The organism is Aeromicrobium sp. Leaf291, from assembly GCF_001423365.1.
Lineage (GTDB): Bacteria > Actinomycetota > Actinomycetes > Propionibacteriales > Nocardioidaceae > Aeromicrobium.
Genome location: NZ_LMNM01000002.1, coordinates 767,474 through 785,333 on the forward strand (window position 1 = coordinate 767,474; position 17,860 = coordinate 785,333).

At 73.6% G+C, this 17,860-nt stretch carries 19 protein-coding genes; 13 read left to right on the plus strand and 6 right to left on the minus strand.

All coding sequences use genetic code 11. The features are described from left to right. The first annotated feature begins 52 nt into the window (after positions 1-52). From ASF35_RS13300 to ASF35_RS13310, 3 genes are read left to right on the plus strand one after another with little or no spacing between them, the layout of a single operon-like run. A complete protein-coding gene (locus ASF35_RS13300; protein ID WP_055968309.1) occupies positions 53-658 on the plus strand; it encodes a DUF1992 domain-containing protein in 606 nt (201 codons plus the stop codon). Then, the gene (locus tag ASF35_RS13305; protein ID WP_235499156.1) at positions 618-1,568 is read left to right on the plus strand and encodes a DNA-3-methyladenine glycosylase; all 951 of its coding nucleotides are present in this window, start codon (positions 618-620) and stop codon (positions 1,566-1,568) included. The genes ASF35_RS13300 and ASF35_RS13305 overlap by 41 nt, the downstream gene beginning before the upstream one ends. Before the next feature lie 34 nt (positions 1,569-1,602). Next, positions 1,603-2,754, plus strand: a complete 1,152-nt coding sequence (locus ASF35_RS13310) for an MFS transporter (RefSeq protein WP_055968310.1) — start codon at positions 1,603-1,605, stop codon at positions 2,752-2,754. On the opposite strand, the gene ASF35_RS13315 is transcribed toward ASF35_RS13310, so the two are convergent. Continuing rightward, entirely contained in the window at positions 2,740-3,453 is a 714-nt protein-coding gene (locus ASF35_RS13315; RefSeq protein ID WP_055968312.1) for an alpha/beta fold hydrolase, read from the minus strand. The two genes, ASF35_RS13310 and ASF35_RS13315, sit on opposite strands and share 15 nt — an antisense overlap. Continuing rightward, positions 3,450-4,070 (minus strand): L-threonylcarbamoyladenylate synthase, encoded by a 621-nt coding sequence (locus tag ASF35_RS13320; protein WP_055968315.1) that lies wholly within the window; start codon positions 4,068-4,070, stop codon positions 3,450-3,452. The genes ASF35_RS13315 and ASF35_RS13320 overlap by 4 nt, the downstream gene beginning before the upstream one ends. Before the next feature lie 103 nt (positions 4,071-4,173). Between ASF35_RS13320 and ASF35_RS13325 the strand changes: the two genes are divergently transcribed. From ASF35_RS13325 to ASF35_RS13355, 7 genes are all read left to right on the plus strand, one after another. Continuing rightward, the gene (locus ASF35_RS13325; RefSeq protein ID WP_055968317.1) at positions 4,174-4,755 is read left to right on the plus strand and encodes a winged helix-turn-helix domain-containing protein; all 582 of its coding nucleotides are present in this window, start codon (positions 4,174-4,176) and stop codon (positions 4,753-4,755) included. Continuing rightward, positions 4,752-5,999, plus strand: coding sequence for an MFS transporter (locus ASF35_RS13330; protein WP_055968319.1), 1,248 nt, complete (start codon positions 4,752-4,754; stop codon positions 5,997-5,999). The genes ASF35_RS13325 and ASF35_RS13330 overlap by 4 nt, the downstream gene beginning before the upstream one ends. Positions 6,000-6,061: 62 nt before the next feature. Next, complete coding sequence (locus tag ASF35_RS13335; protein WP_082495506.1) at positions 6,062-6,886, plus strand: phosphoadenylyl-sulfate reductase; 825 nt, start codon at positions 6,062-6,064, stop codon at positions 6,884-6,886. A gap of 37 nt (positions 6,887-6,923) precedes the next feature. Continuing rightward, positions 6,924-7,862 carry a sulfate adenylyltransferase subunit CysD gene (cysD, locus tag ASF35_RS13340; RefSeq protein WP_055968321.1) on the plus strand — a complete coding sequence of 313 codons (939 nt, stop codon included), beginning with the start codon at positions 6,924-6,926 and terminating at the stop codon, positions 7,860-7,862. Continuing rightward, positions 7,862-9,169: a sulfate adenylyltransferase subunit 1 gene (locus ASF35_RS13345; protein WP_055968323.1), complete on the plus strand. Its 1,308-nt coding sequence runs from the start codon at positions 7,862-7,864 to the stop codon at positions 9,167-9,169. Before cysD ends, ASF35_RS13345 begins: the two co-directional genes overlap by 1 nt. 2 nt (positions 9,170-9,171) lie before the next feature. Beyond that, complete coding sequence (gene cobA / locus ASF35_RS13350) at positions 9,172-10,356, plus strand: uroporphyrinogen-III C-methyltransferase (RefSeq protein WP_055968325.1); 1,185 nt, start codon at positions 9,172-9,174, stop codon at positions 10,354-10,356. 31 nt (positions 10,357-10,387) lie between these two features. Further along, positions 10,388-11,206 (plus strand): hypothetical protein, encoded by an 819-nt coding sequence (locus ASF35_RS13355; RefSeq protein WP_055968327.1) that lies wholly within the window; start codon positions 10,388-10,390, stop codon positions 11,204-11,206. Here ASF35_RS13355 and ASF35_RS13360 read toward each other — a convergent pair. Genes ASF35_RS13360 through ASF35_RS13370 form a run of 3 tightly spaced genes read right to left on the minus strand, consistent with a single transcriptional unit; the run spans position 11,176 to position 12,656 of the window. Then, a complete protein-coding gene (locus ASF35_RS13360) occupies positions 11,176-11,610 on the minus strand; it encodes a hypothetical protein (protein WP_055968329.1) in 435 nt (144 codons plus the stop codon). The genes ASF35_RS13355 and ASF35_RS13360 overlap by 31 nt on opposite strands. Beyond that, the gene (locus ASF35_RS13365) at positions 11,603-11,968 is read right to left on the minus strand and encodes a hypothetical protein (RefSeq protein WP_055968332.1); all 366 of its coding nucleotides are present in this window, start codon (positions 11,966-11,968) and stop codon (positions 11,603-11,605) included. The genes ASF35_RS13360 and ASF35_RS13365 overlap by 8 nt, the downstream gene beginning before the upstream one ends. 1 nt (position 11,969) lies before the next feature. Beyond that, a complete protein-coding gene (locus ASF35_RS13370) occupies positions 11,970-12,656 on the minus strand; it encodes an alpha/beta hydrolase (RefSeq protein WP_055968334.1) in 687 nt (228 codons plus the stop codon). A 149-nt stretch (positions 12,657-12,805) separates the two neighbouring features. Here ASF35_RS13370 and sigK point away from each other — a divergent pair, with 149 nt between their 5' ends. The 3 genes from sigK to ASF35_RS13385 all read left to right on the plus strand — a co-directional run bounded on the left by sigK (position 12,806) and on the right by ASF35_RS13385 (position 14,932). Further along, a complete protein-coding gene (gene sigK / locus ASF35_RS13375; protein WP_055968337.1) occupies positions 12,806-13,402 on the plus strand; it encodes an ECF RNA polymerase sigma factor SigK in 597 nt (198 codons plus the stop codon). Next, the gene (locus ASF35_RS13380; RefSeq protein WP_055968339.1) at positions 13,399-14,103 is read left to right on the plus strand and encodes an anti-sigma factor domain-containing protein; all 705 of its coding nucleotides are present in this window, start codon (positions 13,399-13,401) and stop codon (positions 14,101-14,103) included. The genes sigK and ASF35_RS13380 overlap by 4 nt, the downstream gene beginning before the upstream one ends. Before the next feature lie 64 nt (positions 14,104-14,167). After that, positions 14,168-14,932 carry an alpha/beta fold hydrolase gene (locus ASF35_RS13385; RefSeq protein ID WP_235497339.1) on the plus strand — a complete coding sequence of 255 codons (765 nt, stop codon included), beginning with the start codon at positions 14,168-14,170 and terminating at the stop codon, positions 14,930-14,932. Positions 14,933-14,945: 13 nt separating this feature from the next. On the opposite strand, the gene gcvP is transcribed toward ASF35_RS13385, so the two are convergent. Beyond that, a complete protein-coding gene (gene gcvP / locus ASF35_RS13390; protein WP_055968343.1) occupies positions 14,946-17,828 on the minus strand; it encodes an aminomethyl-transferring glycine dehydrogenase in 2,883 nt (960 codons plus the stop codon). Positions 17,829-17,860 lie beyond the last annotated feature (32 nt).

Genomic DNA, 17,860 nt, shown 5'->3' on the forward strand with positions numbered 1-17,860 from the left:
GGCCGAGCGGCCGGTGTCGTTCCTCCTGCCTAGAGTGGTGGCAGGAGGAACGATGTCCGACGACCCGCGACGCCGAGCGGCGCACTACCGCCTCGGTGACGACCCGGCGCCCGACACGTCGCGCGCTCCCGACCCGGATGCCGCTGACGAGGGCGACGAGGGCGCGGCACCCGCACGCGGGCGGCGCCCCGAGGACCAGGCTCTCTACGTCGACGGCCAGATCCGCGCCGCGATCGCCCGCGGCGACTTCGACGACCTGCCGCTGTCCGGCAAGCCGTTGCCGCCCCGGGTCTTCCGCCACGATCCCGACTGGTGGCTCAAGCAGCTGATCGAGCGCGAGAACGTCTCCGGCGTCCTGCCGCCCGCCCTGGCGCTGCGCAAGGAGGACGCCGAGCTCGACGACCTCCTCGACTCCACCGGCTCGGAGGAACGCGTCCGCGAGATGCTCGCGGACTTCAACCGTCGCGTCGTCGAGGCACGACGCCAGCTCCAGGGTGGTCCGCCGGTCATCACCCCGACCCGCGACGTCGACGACGAGGTGCGGGCCTGGCGCGAGCGCCTGCGCCGGCGTGCTGCGGCCCGTCCCTCCCCTCCCCCGCCCCGGCGGGTGTCGTGGCGTGATCGCCTACGCCCCCGACGCGGCGGTGCGCGTGACTGACGACGGTCTGGGCCGCACCTGGCGCAGCACCGCTCCCATCGACGTCTGGCGCACGCTGTCGACCCTGCGCCGCGGTCCCGCCGACCCGGCCTTCCGCGGCCGGGGTGCCGAGATCTGGCGCGCCACGCGCCCGCCGTCGGGCCCGGCCACGCTCCACCTGCGCCAGCTGGACGCTCACGTCGTGGAGGCCGCGGCCTGGGGCCCGGGCGCGGCAGAGGTGCTCGACGAGCTGCCCGCGTGCCTCGGCGGGGACCAGCCGCACCGCCCTCCCCTGGCCCACCCCGTGGTCGCCGACGCCCATCGACGACACCCCGGGCTCCGGGTGCCCCGCACCCGCCGGGTGGTCGAGGCGCTCGTCCCGGCGATCATCGAGCAGAAGGTCCTGGGTGCCGACGCCTTCCTCTCGTGGCGCCAGCTGCTCACACGGCACGGGGAGGTCCCGCCAGGTCCGGCGCCGTCGGGCATGCGGCTGCCGCTGACGGCCGAGGCATGGGCGGCGCTGCCCTCGTGGGAGTGGCACCGCGCCGGGGTCGACCCCAAGCGGTACCGGACGGTGCAGGCCGTCACGCGTCTGGGCGAGTCCCTCGAGCGACTCGCCGACCGCGAGCCCACCGACGCCTCGGCCGCCCTGCGGTCGCTGCCAGGAGTCGGCGTGTGGACCGCGGCCGAGGTCGGCTCGCGGGCCTTCGGCGACACCGACGCGGTGCCGTTCGGCGACTACCACCTGGCCAGCACCGTCGGGACGGCCCTGCTCGGTCACCGGCTCGAGCACGACCACGAGGTGGCGGAGGTGCTGGAGCCGTTCCGGCCCCACCGCTTCCTGGCGCTGCGCCTCATGCAGCTGAGCCCGCACGTCCGGGTCGAGCGGCACGGGGCCCGCATGTCGCGCGTCGACCACCGCGCCCGCTGAGGGATCTCGCCGACGCCGCGCGTAGCGTGGCGCCGTGCCGTCCTGGTTCCGAGCCGCGCTCGCGCTCTTCGCCGTGGGATGGGGCGCGAACCAGTTCGCCGCCCTGCTGCCCGTGTACCGCGACGTCGACGGAGCCACCGCCGGGCAGGTCACCGCGCTGTTCGGCGCCTACGCGGTGGGGCTGGTCCCCGCCCTGCTGCTCGTGGCCCCGGTCTCGGACCGGATCGGACGCGGCCGCGTCCTGCGCCCGGTGCTCGTGCTGTCCTTCGTCGCCACCGTCGTGCTGATGGTGGACGGTCACTCGCTCACCCTGCTGCTCGTCGGTCGCCTCCTGGCCGGCGTCGCGAGCGGCGCGGCGTTCGCACCCGGCACCGCATGGGTCAAGGAGCTGTCCGACGCCGCGCCCGGCACCGGCGCGCGGCGGGCGGCGATCGCGCTGTCGGCCGGCTTCGGCACCGGGCCGCTCGTCACCGGCGTCCTGGCCCAGTGGGCACCGGCACCCACGGTGCTTCCGTACGTGCCTCACCTGGTGCTCACCGTCGTGGTCGCGGTGCTCCTGCGTCCGGCACCGGAGCCCGATCCGGACGACGTCGCCACCAGCGATCCCGACGCCGCGACCCTGCGCCAGGTGCTCGGCTCACGACGGTTCCTGACGCAGGTCGTGCCGACGGCCCCGTGGGTGTTCGGCACCGCGACCCTCGCCTTCGCGACGCTGCCGGCCGTCGTCGACGTCCCCGGACCCGCGTACGCGCTGGTCGGGGCGCTCGTCTTCCTGACCCTCGGCACCGGGGTCGCGCTGCAGCCGTACGGCCGCAGGCTCGCCACCGGCGTCACGCTCGCGGTGGGCATGGGAGCGGGCGTGGCCGGGTTCGGCGTGGGGGCGCTCGCCGCCACCACCGGCGCGTCCTGGCTGGTCCTCCCGGCCTGCATGCTGCTGGGCACGGCCTACGGCTTCGTCCTGGTGGCTGGACTCCAGACGGTCGAGACGATCACCCCGGCGCGGGACCTGGCCACCGTGAACGCGGTGTTCTACAGCCTCACGTACGTCGGCTTCGCGGCGCCGTACCTCGCGACCCTGCTGCTGTCGTGGCTGGACGGCACGCAGACGATGCTGCTGCTCGCCGGTCTCACCGCGGCCTCCGCGCTCGTCGCAATCGTCGGTCGACGCACCTCAGCGACCCGCTGAGCGGGCGATCCTCACCAGCTCCTCGGCGAGCTCGCTCGGTCGGGTCAGGGCGTTGAGGTGACCGCCCGGCACCTCGGTCACCCCCAGGCCGAGCCGCTCCTGTGCAACGCGTCGTTGGAAGTCGGGCGGGAAGAGCCGGTCGTCGTCGGCGACGAGCACGACCGTGGGGACGTCGGGCCAGGCGTCGGCCGGCCAGACGGACCCGAAGGAGGCGTCGGACTCGTCGCGGTCCTGGTCAGCGACCTCGGTCAGCACGTCGTCGGCGGCGTCGTGGAAGAAGACCGCGAGCGGGTCGAAAGGAGCCTGAGGATCGCGACCGGCCGCCGCCTCGGCCTCGCGCCGGGCGCCCGAGAGGCCCACGGCCGACCACCACGCGCCGCCGGACTCGCCCGGGGACGGGATCATCGCGTTCAGCAGCACCAGCAGGTCGACCGGCTCCCGCGCGGCGGCCGCCGACGTGCTGAACCCGCCGAAGGACTGACCGACGAGCACCACGGGTCCAGGCGTCTCCCGCGCCGAGTGGATGGCGTCGACGACCAGCGCCACGTAGCCGTCGAGGTCGACCGTCGGGTCCGGACCGGGGAGGTCGACGACCACGCACCGGTGGCCGGCGGCCTCGAGCAACGGGGTGAGCCGGCTCCAGCTCCACGGTGCCCCTCCCGCGCCGGGGACGAGGACGAAGGTGGCCGGTCCGCTCATCGGAAGCGGTCGGGGTCGCCGGCGCCCTCGCGGACGATCTCGGGGACGCCGTCCACGAAGTCGACCACCGTGGTGGGCTCGGCGACCACGTCGCCGGACTCCACCACCGCGTCGACGAGGTGGTCCAGCTCCTCCTTCACCAGCCACCCCTCGGTCATGGGCTCGTCGTGGTCGGGCAGGATCAACGTGCTCGACAGGATCGGCTCCCCCAGCGACTCCAGGAGCGCGCGCACGACCACGTGGTCGGGGATCCGCACGCCCACCGTCTTCTTCTTCGGGTGCAGCATCCGCCGGGGAACCTCGCGGGTGGCCGGCAGGATGAACGTGTACGGGCCGGGCGTCGCGCTCTTGACGGCACGGAAGATCGCGTTGTCGACGTGCACCAGCTGGCCGAGCTGGGCGAAGTCCTTGCACACGAGCGTGAAGTGGTGCTTGTCGTCGAGCCGACGGATGCTGCGGATCCGGTCCAGGGCCTCCTGGTTCCCGGGCGCGGCGCCGAGGGCGTAGCCGGAGTCCGTCGGATAGGCGATCAGACCGCCGTCGCGCAGGATCGCGGTGGCCTGCTCGACCGCGCGGGGCTGGGGGTTCTCCGGGTGGATCTCGAGGTAGCGCGCCATGGCTCGACCCTACGAGCCCGGTGCCGTCCGGTCACCCCCGTCAGGTCGACCAGAATCGCCAAGAGATCTTTGCAAAGACTCCTTTGTGATCTAGCCTCGCGTCATGACCGACGAGTGCGACGCCCCGACCGCCGACAGCGTCACCCCGTCCCCGACGGGACTGCGAGCCCTCAGCCACCCGCTGCGCCTGCGCCTGCTCGGTCTGCTGCGGCTCGAGGGACCCGCCACCGCGTCCGAGCTCGCCGCGCGGACCGGGACGTCGTCGGGAGCGACCTCGTACCACCTGCGCCAGCTCGCGGTGCACGGCTTCGTCGAGGACGCCGGCGACGACGTCGACGCCCGGACCCGGCGGTGGCGTGCCTCGCACCGAAGCACGTCGACCGGCAGCCCCCGCGATTCCGACGAGCTCGCAGCCGTCGACGCCTTCGCCCAGGCGGTCGCGGTCGTGCACGCCGAGCAGATGCAGCGCGCCGTCGAGGAGTTCTCTCTGCTGCCCCAGGCCTGGCGCTCGGCCTCGACCCTGAGCGACTACGTGCGGCGCCTGCGCCCCGAGACGGCCCAGCGGCTCGTCGAACGGCTGGAGGCGGTGCTCGAGGAGGTGCAGGACGAGGACCACCCCGAGGCCCGTCCCGTCGTGGTGCGCCTGCACGCCAACCCCTGGCCCGGGAGCGTGACGAGAACGTGACCGGGCGTCCGCTCACCGACCGGGGTCGGCGGGTCCTGGCCGCCTGGCTGCTCGCCGACGCCCTCGCGCTCACCGGGACGCGGCTGGCCGCGGTCGCCCTCCCCTGGCTCGCCCTCACGACCACGGGATCCGCCACCGCGGCGGGCGTGGTGGCCTTCGCCGAGCTCGCTCCCCTCGTCGTGGCGAAGGTGCTGTCAGGGCCGGCCATCGACCGCCTCGGCGCCCGGCGCGTGGCGGTCGGCTGCGACGCCGCGAGCGCGTTCACGGTCGCCGCCATCCCCGCGCTGCACCATCTCGAGGCGCTCTCCTTCCCGGCGCTCCTCGTGCTCGTCGCCGCCACCGGCGCCCTGCGCGGTCCGGCCGACGCCGCCCGGCACAGCCTCGTCCCGGTGCTCGCGGAGTCCACGCGACAGCCCATGGAGCGCGTCACGGGGCTGGCGTCCACGGTCGAGCGCACCTCGAGCCTCGTGGGCGCGGCCCTGGCAGCGGGCCTGGTCGCCCTCGTGGGCGCCGCGGACGCCCTGGCCGTGAACGCCGCGGGACTCGCGCTCGCGGCTGTCGTCCTGGGCCTCGGAGCCCGCTCGGTCGGCCGTGGCGTGCCGGCCGACGACGATCCCCACTCCTACCTCGCGCGGCTGCGCGCGGGGTGGCAGTTCCTGCGCCGCGACCCCGTGATCCTGGCGCTCACGGTCATGATCGCGTTCACCAACCTGCTGGACGTCGCGTTCACCGCGGTCCTCCTGCCCGTCTGGGCCGTCGAGACCGGGTCCGGGGTCGGCGCGCTGGGACTGCTGCTCGCGGTCATGGCGGGGACGTCGGTCGTCGGCTCGCTCGTGGCGGCCGCGTGGGCCGACCGGATGCCCCGGTTCGCCGTCTACGTCGTCGCGTTCGTGGTGTGCGGCCTGCCCCGGTTCGCCGTGCTCGCCTGGTCCGACGTCACCTCGGCACCGGTGGTCGTCATGGCCGTGGCCGGACTCGCCTCCGGGTTCCTCAACCCGGTCGTGGGAGCCGTGTTCTTCGAGCGCATCCCGCGGCACCTCGTGGGCCGGGTCGGCGCGATGTCGACCGCCGTGGCCTGGGGCCTGATGCCGTTCGGGGGTCTCGTGGGCAGCGCCCTGCTCGCCCTGCTGGACCTGCGGGCCGCCCTCCTGGTGGCCGGCGTGCTCTACCTCGTGACCACGCTGGCGCCGGTCGTGGACCGTCGCTTCCGGGCCATGGACCGCGTGCCCGTCGAGGTGTCCTAGCGCACCTGTCCACGATGCGGCGACCGCTCTCACCGCTCGGGACCCCCGCCTACGCTGGGACCATGTCCGAGACCATCCCGCCCGCGGGACCGACGCTCGCCGAGCGTCGCGCCCGTCAGGTCGCCCACGACGAGGCCCGCGTGGAGCACCACCGCACCCGCGAGGCCGTGCTCGGCCCGCGACGCGACTCGGCCACCCTGCGCGCCGTCGCCGAGCAGGCCGAGGCCCGGTTCGCCGACCAGCCGGCCGGCCCGGACGGCACCCGCGCGGTGCTCGCCTGGGTCGCGGAGGAGTTCGGGTACCGCACGGCAGTCGCGTGCTCCATGGCCGACGCCGTGCTCCCCCACGTGGTCGCGCAGCACCTGCCCTGGGTCGACACGCTGTTCCTCGAGACCGGGTACCACTTCGCCGAGACGATCGGCACCCGCGACGCCGTCGAGTCGTCCATGGAGCTCACGATCGTCGACGTCAAGCCGCGCCAGAGCGTGGCCGAGCAGGACGCCGAGCACGGCAAGGACCTCTTCGCCCGCGACCCGGGCCTGTGCTGCCACCTGCGCAAGGTCGAGCCGCTCACCCGCACCCTCGGCGCGTACGAGGTGTGGATCACGGGCGTCCGCCGCGACGAGGGCCCGACGCGTGCCGACACGCCGCTCGTCACCTGGGACGAGAAGAACCAGCTGGTCAAGGTCAACCCGCTCGCGGCGTGGACCTTCGACGAGGTGCTCGCCTACGCCGACGAGCACGACGTGATCGTCAACCCGCTCGTCAACGACGGCTACCCCTCCATCGGGTGCGCGCCGTGCACCCGGCGGGTCGCCCCGGGCGAGGATCCCCGCGCCGGCCGCTGGGCCGGCGTCGACAAGACCGAGTGCGGCCTGCACACGTGAGCACCCCCGCGCGACCACCGAGATCGAGAAGGAACGCATGACCGTCGTCGACGAGGCGCCCGGCACGGCCGGCCGCCCGACCTACCGGCTCGACCAGCTCTCCTGGTTGGAGTCGGAGGCCATCCACATCATCCGCGAGGTGGCGGCGGAGTTCGAGCGGCCCGTGCTGCTCTTCTCCGGCGGCAAGGACTCGGTCGTCATGCTGCACCTGGCCACGAAGGCCTTCTGGCCGGCGCCGGTGCCGTTCCCGGTCATGCACGTCGACACGGGCCACAACTTCCCCGAGGTGCTCGCCTTCCGCGACGCCACGGTCGAGCGGCTCGGCCTGCGCCTCGAGGTCGCGTCGGTGCAGGACTACATCGACGACGGCCGTCTTCGCGAGCGCAGCGACGGCACCCGCAACCAGCTGCAGACCCAGCCGCTGCTCGACGGGATCACCGACCACAAGTTCGACGCGGTCTTCGGCGGCGGCCGTCGCGACGAGGAGAAGGCCCGCGCCAAGGAGCGGGTGTTCAGCCTGCGCGACGAGTTCGGCCAGTGGGACCCCCGCAACCAGCGCCCCGAGCTGTGGAACCTCTACAACGGCCGCCACCGTCCGGGTGAGCACGTGCGGGTCTTCCCGCTGAGCAACTGGACCGAGCTCGACGTCTGGCAGTACATCGCCGCCGAGGACATCGCGCTGCCGGAGCTCTACTACGCGCACGAGCGCGACGTCTTCGAGCGCGACGGGATGCTCGTCAGCGTCAGCGACGTCTCGCAGCCGCGGCCCGGCGAGACCGTCGAGCGCCGACTGGTCCGCTACCGCACCGTCGGCGACATGTCCTGCACCGGTGCGGTCGAGAGCGACGCCGCCACCGTCGACGACGTCGTCGTCGAGGTCGCGGCCACGCGTCTGACCGAGCGGGGAGCCACCCGGGCCGACGACCGCGCGTCCGAGGCCGCCATGGAGGACCGCAAGAAGGAGGGGTACTTCTGATGCGCACGCTGCCCACCAAGACGCTGCCCACCAAGACGCTGCTCAGGCTCGCCACGGCCGGCTCCGTCGACGACGGCAAGTCGACGCTCGTCGGTCGGCTCCTCTACGACTCCAAGTCGGTGCTCGCCGACCAGTTCGACGCCGTCGAGCGGGTCAGCCGCGACCGCGGCCTCGCCTCCGCCGACCTGGCGCTGCTGACCGACGGCCTGCGCTCGGAGCGCGAGCAGGGCATCACGATCGACGTGGCCTACCGGTACTTCGCGACCGCCGAGCGGTCGTTCATCCTCGCTGACTGCCCCGGGCACGTGCAGTACACGCGCAACACCGTCACCGGCGCCAGCACTGCCGACGTCGTGGTGCTGCTCGTCGACGCCCGCAAGGGGCTGCAGGAGCAGACCCGTCGGCACCTCGCGGTCGCGTCGCTGCTGCGGGTGCCGCACGTGGTCGTGGTCGTCAACAAGATCGACCTGGTCGGCTTCGACGAGGCCACCTACGAGCGCGTCGCGCACGAGGTCGTCACCTCGGCGGCGTCCCTGGGTCTCACCGACGTCACCACGATCCCGGTGTCCGCCCTCGACGGCGACAACGTGGTGGAGCGGTCGGTGCGCACCCCCTGGTATGACGGACCGAGCCTCCTCACGTTCCTGGAGACGCTCTCGCCCGCGGGCGAGCCGCACTCCGAGCCCCTGCGCTTCCCCGTCCAGCTCGTCATCCGGCCTCAGGCGGCCGGCGGCGAGGAGCACCGCGACTACCGCGGGTACGCGGGGCAGATCGCGTCGGGTCTCGTCCGCCCGGGCGACCCGGTCACGGTGCTGCCGAGCGGCCGCACGAGCACCGTCGCCGCCATCGACACGGCCGACGGCGAGCTGACGGAGGCCTTCGCACCGCAGTCGGTCACCCTGCGGCTCACCGACGACGTCGACGTCGCGCGCGGAGACCTCATCGTCACCTCCCGCAGCGTCCCGTCGCTCACCCAGGACGTGGACGGCACGATCGCCTGGCTCGCCGACCACTCGCTGGCGCCGCGGACGAAGGTCCTCGTGAAGCACGGCACCAGGACGGTGCAGGCGATGGTCACCGAGATCACCGGCCGGCTCGACCTCGAGACCGCCAGCCTCGACGCGGCCGACCGCCTGGAGCTCAACGACATCGGCCACGTGCGCCTGAGGCTGGCCTCGCCCGTCCCGGCCGAGGAGTACCTGCACGCCCGCGCAGGTGGCTCGTTCCTGCTCGTCGACGCCCAGGACGGCACGACCCTCGCGGCCGGCATGGTCGGCGACGCGTTGCTCGCGACCGCCTCGGTCTGATCATGCCGCTGCCGCTGACCCTGCGCCCCGAGGGACGCCGTGTGGTGGTCGTCGGGGGTGGCAACGTGGCGACCCGACGGGTCCACGCCCTGCTGGCGGCCGAGGCCGACCTCGTGGTGGTCTCCCCCACGGTGAGCGCACGCATCCGGGAGCTCGCGGTCGAGGGTCGACTGGCCTGGATCGAGCGTGGGTACCGCCCGGGCGACCTCGACGGCGCCTGGCTCGTGCAGACCGCCACCGACACCCCGGTCGACGACCAGGTGGCCGCCGACGCCGAGCAGGCACGCGTGTGGTGCCTGAAGGGGGGCGACCCCGACGGGGCGACCGCCTGGATGCCGGCGGTCGCCGCGGTCGACGACGTGCACGTCGCGGTCAGCGGCGGTGGCGACGCCCGTCGAGCCTCCACGCTGCGCGACGCCGTCGCGGCGGCCCTGCAGTCCGGCGACCTCCCGCTGCGGCACCGGACCCACCACCCCGAGGGCTTCGTGGCCCTCGTGGGCGGGGGCCCCGGCAGCGCCGACCTCCTGACCACGCGCGGGCGGCGTCTTCTCGCCGAGGCCGACGTCGTGGTGGTCGACCGGCTCGCCCCGCTCGACGTGCTCGCGGAGCTGCCGGCCGACGTCGAGGTGATCGACGTGGGCAAGCTGCCCGACCACCACCCGGTCCCGCAGGACGAGATCAACCGGCTCCTCGTCGAGCACGCCCGCGCCGGCAAGGTCGTCGTGCGGCTCAAGGGCGGGGATCCCTACGTGCTCGGTCGCGGCGGCGAGGAGCGCCTGGCGTGCGAGGCCGCCGGGGTGGCCGTGGAGGTCGTCCCCGGGGTCACGAGCGCGATCGCCGTGCCGGCGGCTGCCGGCATCCCCGTGACCCATCGCGGCGTGGCCACGGGGTTCAGCGTGGTCACGGCCCACGACGAGCTCGGTGAGCTGCCCGTGTCCCCGGGCCACACGATCGTGATGCTCATGGGCGTGCGCCGGCTCGCCGAGAGCGCGCACAGCCTCGTCGCGGCGGGGCACGCGCCCGGCACACCGGTGGCGGTGGTCGAGCGTGGCTTCGCCCCCGACCAGCGCACGACCGTCGGCACCCTCGGCACGATCGCCGACCTCTGCGTCCAGCGGGGAGTCCGCTCCCCCGCCGTCACCGTCGTGGGCGAGGTCGTGCGGCTCTCCCCCGACTGGGCCTCCTGACACGACCCCCACCACACGTCACCATGACGACATGAGGTCTGCCCGCGTCGTCGTCGGTGGCGTCGCGCTGCTCGCCGCGCTCCTCCCGGCCTGCAGCCCGGACCCGCGGGACGCTCCACTGCCCGACGGCGTGAGCGCCCTCGTCGACCAGGGCCGCATGCAGCGTCAGGACCGTGGGGCGTTCGTGCGGATCAGCAACCGCAGCGACCGCGACCTGGTCGTCTCCGACCTGGTGCTGACCTCCAGCCGCTCCCGCGCCGTCGTCTGGACCGGCACCGAGACGGTGGGAGCGGGGTACGACACCGACGTGGTCGTCACGCTCCCCCGTGGGCGGTGCGGTGGCACGACGCGTTACACCGTGACCCTGACCTACCGGTTCGGTGACGGCGGCGAACGACGATCCACCCTCGCCGTCGAGGACCGCTACGGGGCCGTGACGCGGGTCCTGGACGGCGACTGCGCCCGCGCGACGCTGGAAGGAGCCGCGCGGCTGGACGTCGGCCTGCCGGTGGAGGACGGCGGTGCACTGCGCATCCCGATCACGCTCACGCCGCGCGACCGGGCGAGCGCGGTCCGGATCGTGGGCTACCGCCCCACGCCGCTCGTCCGGCCCACCCGTGGGTCCGCGACCGACGTGGCGGTCGGTGGCGCTCCGGTACGCGCCGACCTCGTCCTCGAGCCGGCGCGCTGCGACCCGCACGCGATCGCCGAGGACAAGGTGGGTCGCCTCGTCCCCGTCGAGGTCTCCGCTCCCGGTCTGCCCGACGGGACCACCTTCGTCCTGCCGCTCGACCGTCAGCGCCGGACCGCGATCCTCGACTACGTGCGGTCGGCCTGCGGCCTGGACTGAGCCTGGCCCGCGGTGCGGTGCAGCCACCACAGGCCCACGAACGGCAGCACCAGGGGGATGTACCCGTACCCGGCACCGAAGTCGGACCACACCGTCTGGTCGGGGAACAGCGCACCGTCGACGAGCGACAGCACACCGACGCCGAGCACCCCCACCAGCTCGAAGCCCACGGCGGCGACGGCCAGCCGGTGCCGGTCCGTCGCGAGCGCCACGGTCGCCACGACGTAGACGACGCCGGCGACGGCGGAGAGGGTGTAGGCCACCGGGGCCTCGTCCGCCTTCACGAGGAGCTGGTAGACCGACCGTGCCGTGGCCGCGACGGCGAAGACCGCGTAGACGGCGACGAGGGCGCGGCCCGGCCCGGTGGACGTGCGACCCGGCGACGGGGCGGACGACTCAGACATAGGTTCCCTTCCAGATGCCCAGGAGCCGCACCATGAGGGCGGCCACGGTCAGGAGCGCCACCACGACGACCCCCGTGCCCCAGCGACTCTTCTCGGCGATCCCCCAGAGGACGGCCGCCGGCGGGATCACCACGACGGTCACGAGGTAGGAGACGAAGAGCCCACCCGCGACGTCGCGGTCCGTGCCGGCCAGCGCCACGAAGGCCCCGACCATCACCACGAGGAGCACGGCCTCCAGCACGGCGACGGCGTAGAAGAGCGGATTGCCGAACGGGGCGTCCCGGACCGTGTGGCCCGCCGCGAACACGGCCACCACGGTCGCGAGGAGTGCCACGCCGTAGGCGATCGTGTCGGTCACGTCAGGCTGGTCCTCTGGTGGCGTCGTCGTCGTGGTCGTGGCGGCCGTCCGCCCGTGCGCCGACGATCCGCAGGACCGAGTCTTCCACGAACGCGTTCCAGGCCCGCACCCGCCGGAACATGTAGTGCCCGGCGCCGGCGAGCGACTCCCAGGTGGCCTCGGTGGCCACCCGTCGAGCACGTTCCACGAAGTCGGCGCTGAGCCGTGCCGACGTCCACCGGTCCATCGTGCCGTGCAGGACGTGCAGGGCACGTCCGGAGAGCGCGCCCACGGGCTCACCCTGCGGCAGCCACGGCGCCAGGGCCACGACACCGACCACCGAGGGGTCGTCGGCCGCGCGGCACGCGGTGCGCCCACCCATCGAGTGCCCGACGAGGACGACCGGCAGGTCGCCGTGCCGCTCGCGGAGCGCGGAGAGAGCCGAGCGCGCGTCGGCCACGGGCCACGGGCGGGCCGCGTCGTTCCATCCGCGTGCGCGGTACTGCAGCAGGTGCACCGCCAGGTGCTCACGGCGAGCGGTGCGCGCGAACGCCTTCGACAGCAGGGCCATCCGCCACCAGCTCGCGTGCCGATTGCGCACCGGCTCCTCGCTCTGCTGCCGGCCTCCGTGCAGCATCAGCACGACGGCCCTCGGCCGCTGGGGGACGTGCACGTCGTCCAGGCGACCCGATCGCTGCTCGGCGTCCATGCGACCACGGTGGCACAGCGGGACCACGGTCGCAGGGCGAGCAGAGGGTCCCGCCTAGGATGACCTGAGAAGTCCTCCCCTGCACCACCCATCCGAATCGAAGGCAGCCGCGAATGGCACGTAGAAGCTTGTTCGGGAAGGAGTCGCGCATGAGCCAGTCAGCAGCCGATCGGCTCGCCGCCGTTCCCGAGTCCCAGGAACCCGTCGAGCCCGACGACCTCTTGGTCCTCGTGGCACGAGGGGACGAGACGGCCTTCGCCGCTCTCTACGACGCCCTGGGTGCCACCGTGTTCGGGATGGCCCGCCGGGTCATCCGCGACCCCGCGCGGGCCGAGGAGGTCGCCCAGGAGGTCTTCCTCCAGGTCTGGCAGACCGCCGCCCGCTTCGACCCGGCCCGTGGCAGTGCCAAGAGCTGGGTGCTGACGCTGGCCCACCGCCGCGCGGTCGACGCCGTCCGGCACGACCAGGCCGCCACCAACCGCGAGAACAGCTATGACTGGTCCCCCGGCGTCGACCACGACCAGGTGCTCGAGACCGTCACGGTGCGGCTGGAGCACGAGCAGGTGCGTCGCTGCCTGGAGGGACTCACCGACCTGCAGCGCGAGGCCGTCAACCTCGCGTACTACCAGGGATACACGTACGCGGAGGTCGCCCAGGTGCTCGACGCCAACCCGGCCACCGTCAAGACCCGCATGCGCGACGGGCTGATCCGCCTGCGCGACTGCCTCGGGGTGGAGGCCTCATGACCACCGATCTGCACGGACTCGCCGCGCCGTACGCGCTCGACGCCCTCGACCCCCACGAGCGGGGCCGCTTCGAGGCCCACCTCGACCAGTGTGCCGAGTGCAGGCAGGAGCTCCGCGGCTTCCACCTGACTGCTGCACGCCTGGCCGAGGCCGAGGCCGACAGTCCGCCGCTCGCCCTGCGCGACCGGCTCCTGGCCGAGGTGGCCACCACCGCCCAGGAGCGGCCGGTGGTCACGTCGATCGCCCAGCACAGCCGGGTGCGGCGAGCCGTGCCCCGTCTGCTGGTCGCGGCGTCCTTCCTGGTGGCCGCGGTGTCCGTCGGTGGGTACCTCGTGGAGCACGACCGGGCCGAGGAGCTGCGGGCCGACACCGCAGGCATCAGCGCGGTCATGGTGGCCGACGACGCGACCATGCTGGACGGGAGCGTGCGCACCGGGGGCACGATGCGCATCGTCGCCTCCCCGTCGCACGACGCGGCCGTCGTCATGGGCACCGATCTCGAGACGCTCGACGACGACCACGTCTATCAGGTCTGGGCGATGCACGACGGGATCCCGCGCTCCGTCGGCGTCCTCGGACGCGGTGCCGGGATGATGTACGCGAAGTCGATCAGCGGTGCCGACGCGTTCGCCGTCACCGTCGAGCCCGACGGAGGGTCGCCGGCCCCGACGACCGACCCGGTCGCCGAGATGGACGCCTGAGGCTCGACGCCCCTGCTCGACCCTGGCGGTCGGCCGGTCGGCGCGGTACGTCACGATGACGTTCGTGTCCGACCCGATCGTGCTCGTCTCCCCGGCCATGGCCGTGCCGTCGCGCTTCTACCGGCCACTCGTCGCCGCCTTCGAGGACGTGGGGTGGCAGGCGCGTGCGCTTGGCCGACGCGGGTTCGAGCCGGACACCCCGGTCGCCTCCCGCTCGGCCGACTGGTCCTACGGTGACGAGATCGCCGACCTCGCCGACGCGGTCTCGGCCGCGCGACGTGAGGACCCCGAGCGCCCCGTCCTGCTGATGGGCCACAGCCTCGGGGCCCAGCTCGCGATCGGCCTGCAGGGCAGCGCCGACCCCGGACGCACGGCCGACGGCCTCGTGCTCGTCGGCGCCTCCGTCCCGCACCACCGGTACTACCCCTACGGAGGGTTGCCGATGCTGGCGTTCGCCTCGGCCATCCCCGTCCTCGCCCGGGTCATGGGGCACCTGCCCAAGCCTGCGTTCGGCGCACCCGGTGCCGCCACGCTCATGCGGGAGTGGGCGCACTTCGTGCGCACCGGCGAGCCTCCGTTCGACGCCTCGGCCAGGGTGTCGACGCCGACCTTCGTCGTGCACCTCCAGGCCGACGCCTACGCCGTGTCGGCGGCCAACAAGCGCTTCATCGAGCTGTTCTGCGAGCCGTCGGCGGTCACCCGCTGGGTGTACACGCAGGACGCCACCCCCGAGGGCGGGACCACCGACCACGTGCAGTGGGTGCGTCACCCCTCCGTCGTGGTCGACCGGGTCGTCCGCTGGTGGGACGACGCGGCCGACCGACGCTGAGGTCCGGGCACCGTCAGGCGAAGGCCTCGATCGGCGGGCACGAGCAGGCCAGGTTGCGGTCGCCGTAGGCCTGGTCGATGCGGCCCACCGGCGGGAAGTACTTGTCCTGGGTGCTGCCGGTCGGGAACACGCCCGTGGCGATCGGGTAGGCGTGCTGCCAGTCGAGCAGCTCACGTGCGGCGTGCGGCGCCTGGGCGAGCGGGTTGTCGCCCTCGGGCCACTCCCCTGCCGCGACCTGGTCGATCTCGGCGCGGATCGCGAGCATCGCGTCGCAGAAGCGGTCCAGCTCGGCCAGGTCCTCGGACTCGGTCGGCTCGACCATCAGGGTGCCGGCCACCGGGAAGCTCATCGTGGGGGCGTGGAAGCCGTAGTCCACGAGCCGCTTGGCCACGTCGTCCACGCTCACCCCGGTCTGCTTGGCGATGCCGCGCAGGTCGAGGATGCACTCGTGGGCCACGAGCCCGGACCGTCCGGTGTAGAGCACCGGGAAGGCGTCCTTCAGCCGGGCGGCGACGTAGTTGGCCGACAGCACGGCCACCGACGTGGCGTCGGTCAGTCCCTGCGCCCCCATCATCGACACGTACGCGAACGGGATCGGCAGGATGCCGGCCGACCCGTACGGGGCGGCACTGATGGCACCGATCCCCTCACGGCGAGCCGCGACCGGGTGCAGCGGGTGGCTCGGCAGGAACGGGACCAGGTGCTCGGCCACCGCGACCGGGCCCACGCCCGGTCCGCCGCCGCCGTGCGGGATGCAGAAGGTCTTGTGCAGGTTCAGGTGCGACACGTCGCCACCGAACGTGCCCGGCTCGGCATGGCCCAGCAGGGCGTTGAGGTTGGCACCGTCGACGTAGACCTGGCCGCCGGCCGCGTGCACCACGTCGCACAGCTCGGTGATGCCGTCCTCGTACACCCCGTGGGTCGACGGGTAGGTGACCATGATCGCGGCGAGGTCGTCGGCGTGCTCGGCACACGTGCGGCGCAGGTCCTCGAGGTCGACCTCACCCGCCTCGGTGGCCTTGACGATGACCACGCGCATGCCGGCCATGACGGCCGAGGCGGCGTTCGTGCCGTGGGCCGAGCTCGGGATCAGGCAGACGTCGCGGGCCTCGTCGCCGTTGCTGCGGTGCCACGCCCGGATGGCCAGCAGACCGGCCAGCTCGCCCTGGGACCCGGCGTTCGGCTGCACCGAGACCGCCGCGTAGCCGGTGACGCTCGCGAGCCAGGACTCGAGCGTCTCGACCAGCTCGATCATGCCGGCGGCGTCCTCGGCCGGCACGAAGGGGTGGAGGTCGGCGAAGCCGGGCCAGCTGATCGGCTCCATCTCGGCGGTGGCGTTGAGCTTCATGGTGCACGAGCCGAGCGGGATCATCCCGCGGTCGAGGGCGTAGTCGCGATCGCTCAGCGTGCGCAGGTAGCGCAGCAGCTGCGTCTCGCTGCGGTGCTCGGAGAACACCGGGTGCGTGAGGATCGCGTCGTCGCGCAGCAGGGCGTCGGGCAGGGCTGCCGGGGCGGGCGCCGTGTGCGACGTGTCGGCCCCGAAGGCCCGCCAGACGGTCTGCAGGTGGCCGAGGGTGGTCACCTCCGACGTGCTCACCGCCACGTGGTCGGTGTCCACGCGGCGCAGGTGCAGCCCCTCGGAGCGAGCCCGGCCCACGACGGCGTCGGCCTCGCCGGGCACACGGGCCACGACCGTGTCGAAGAACGACTCGTGGAGCACCTCGACGCCACCGGCCACCAGACCCGCCGCGAGCGTGGTAGCCGTGGTGTGCACGTGGTCGGCGATCCGCCGCAGGCCCTCCGCGCCGTGGTAGACCGCGTACATCGACGCCGTGACGGCGAGCAGCACCTGGGCGGTGCAGATGTTCGACGTCGCCTTCTCCCGGCGGATGTGCTGCTCACGCGTCTGCAGGGCCAGCCGGTAGGCGGGTCGGCCCGCCTTGTCGACCGAGACTCCCACGAGTCGCCCGGGCAGGTGTCGCTCCAGGCCGTCGCGCACCGCCATGAAGCCGGCGTGCGGTCCGCCGTAGAACATCGGCACGCCGAAGCGCTGGGACGACCCGACGACGACGTCGGCACCCAGCGACCCCGGCGAGCGCAGCAGGACGAGTGCGAGCGGGTCGGCCACGACGACGGCGAGCCCTCCGGCGGCGTGCACCGCCTCGATGGCACGGCTGGGATCGGTCACGGCACCGTCGGCCGCCGGGTACGCGATGATCGCGCCCGCCACGTCGGCCGGCACGTCGTCGACGCCCAGGTCGACGTCGAGCAGCTCGATGTCGAGCGCCTCGGCACGCGTGCGCACCACGGCGATCGTCTGCGGCAGCAGGCGCGAGTCGAGCACGAGGGGCCGCAGGTCCTTGCCCCGCGCGGCGCGGCGCACCAGCGTCATGGACTCGGCGGCGGCCGTTCCCTCGTCGAGGAGGGAGGCGTTGGCCGTCGACAGACCGGTGAGGTCGGCGACCATCGTCTGGAAGTTGAGCAGCGCCTCGAGCCGTCCCTGCGAGATCTCGGGCTGGTAGGGGGTGTAGGCCGTGTACCAGGCGGGGTCCTCGAGGACGTTGCGGCGGATCACGGCCGGGGTGACGGTCGGGTGGTACCCGAGCCCGATCATCGAGACGCCGGGGTTGTTGCGCGTCGCGAGGGCCTTGAGGGTCGCGAGCGCCTCCGGCTCCCCCAGGGCCTCGGGCAGCGCGGGCGGAGCCGAGGCGCGGATGCTCTCCGGCACCGCGGCCCGCATGAGCGAGTCGAGGGAGTCGTGGCCGATCCGGGCCAGCATGGCCTGCTGGTCGCTCGCGCGCGGTCCGATGTGACGGTCGACGAAGTGGTCGGTGTCGCGGCGCAGGGCCGCCGGGACGGACTGCGGCCGGTCGGAGGAGGGGCGGTCAGAGGACATGAGAGGGCTCCAGGGGTCGTCGACTGGGTCCC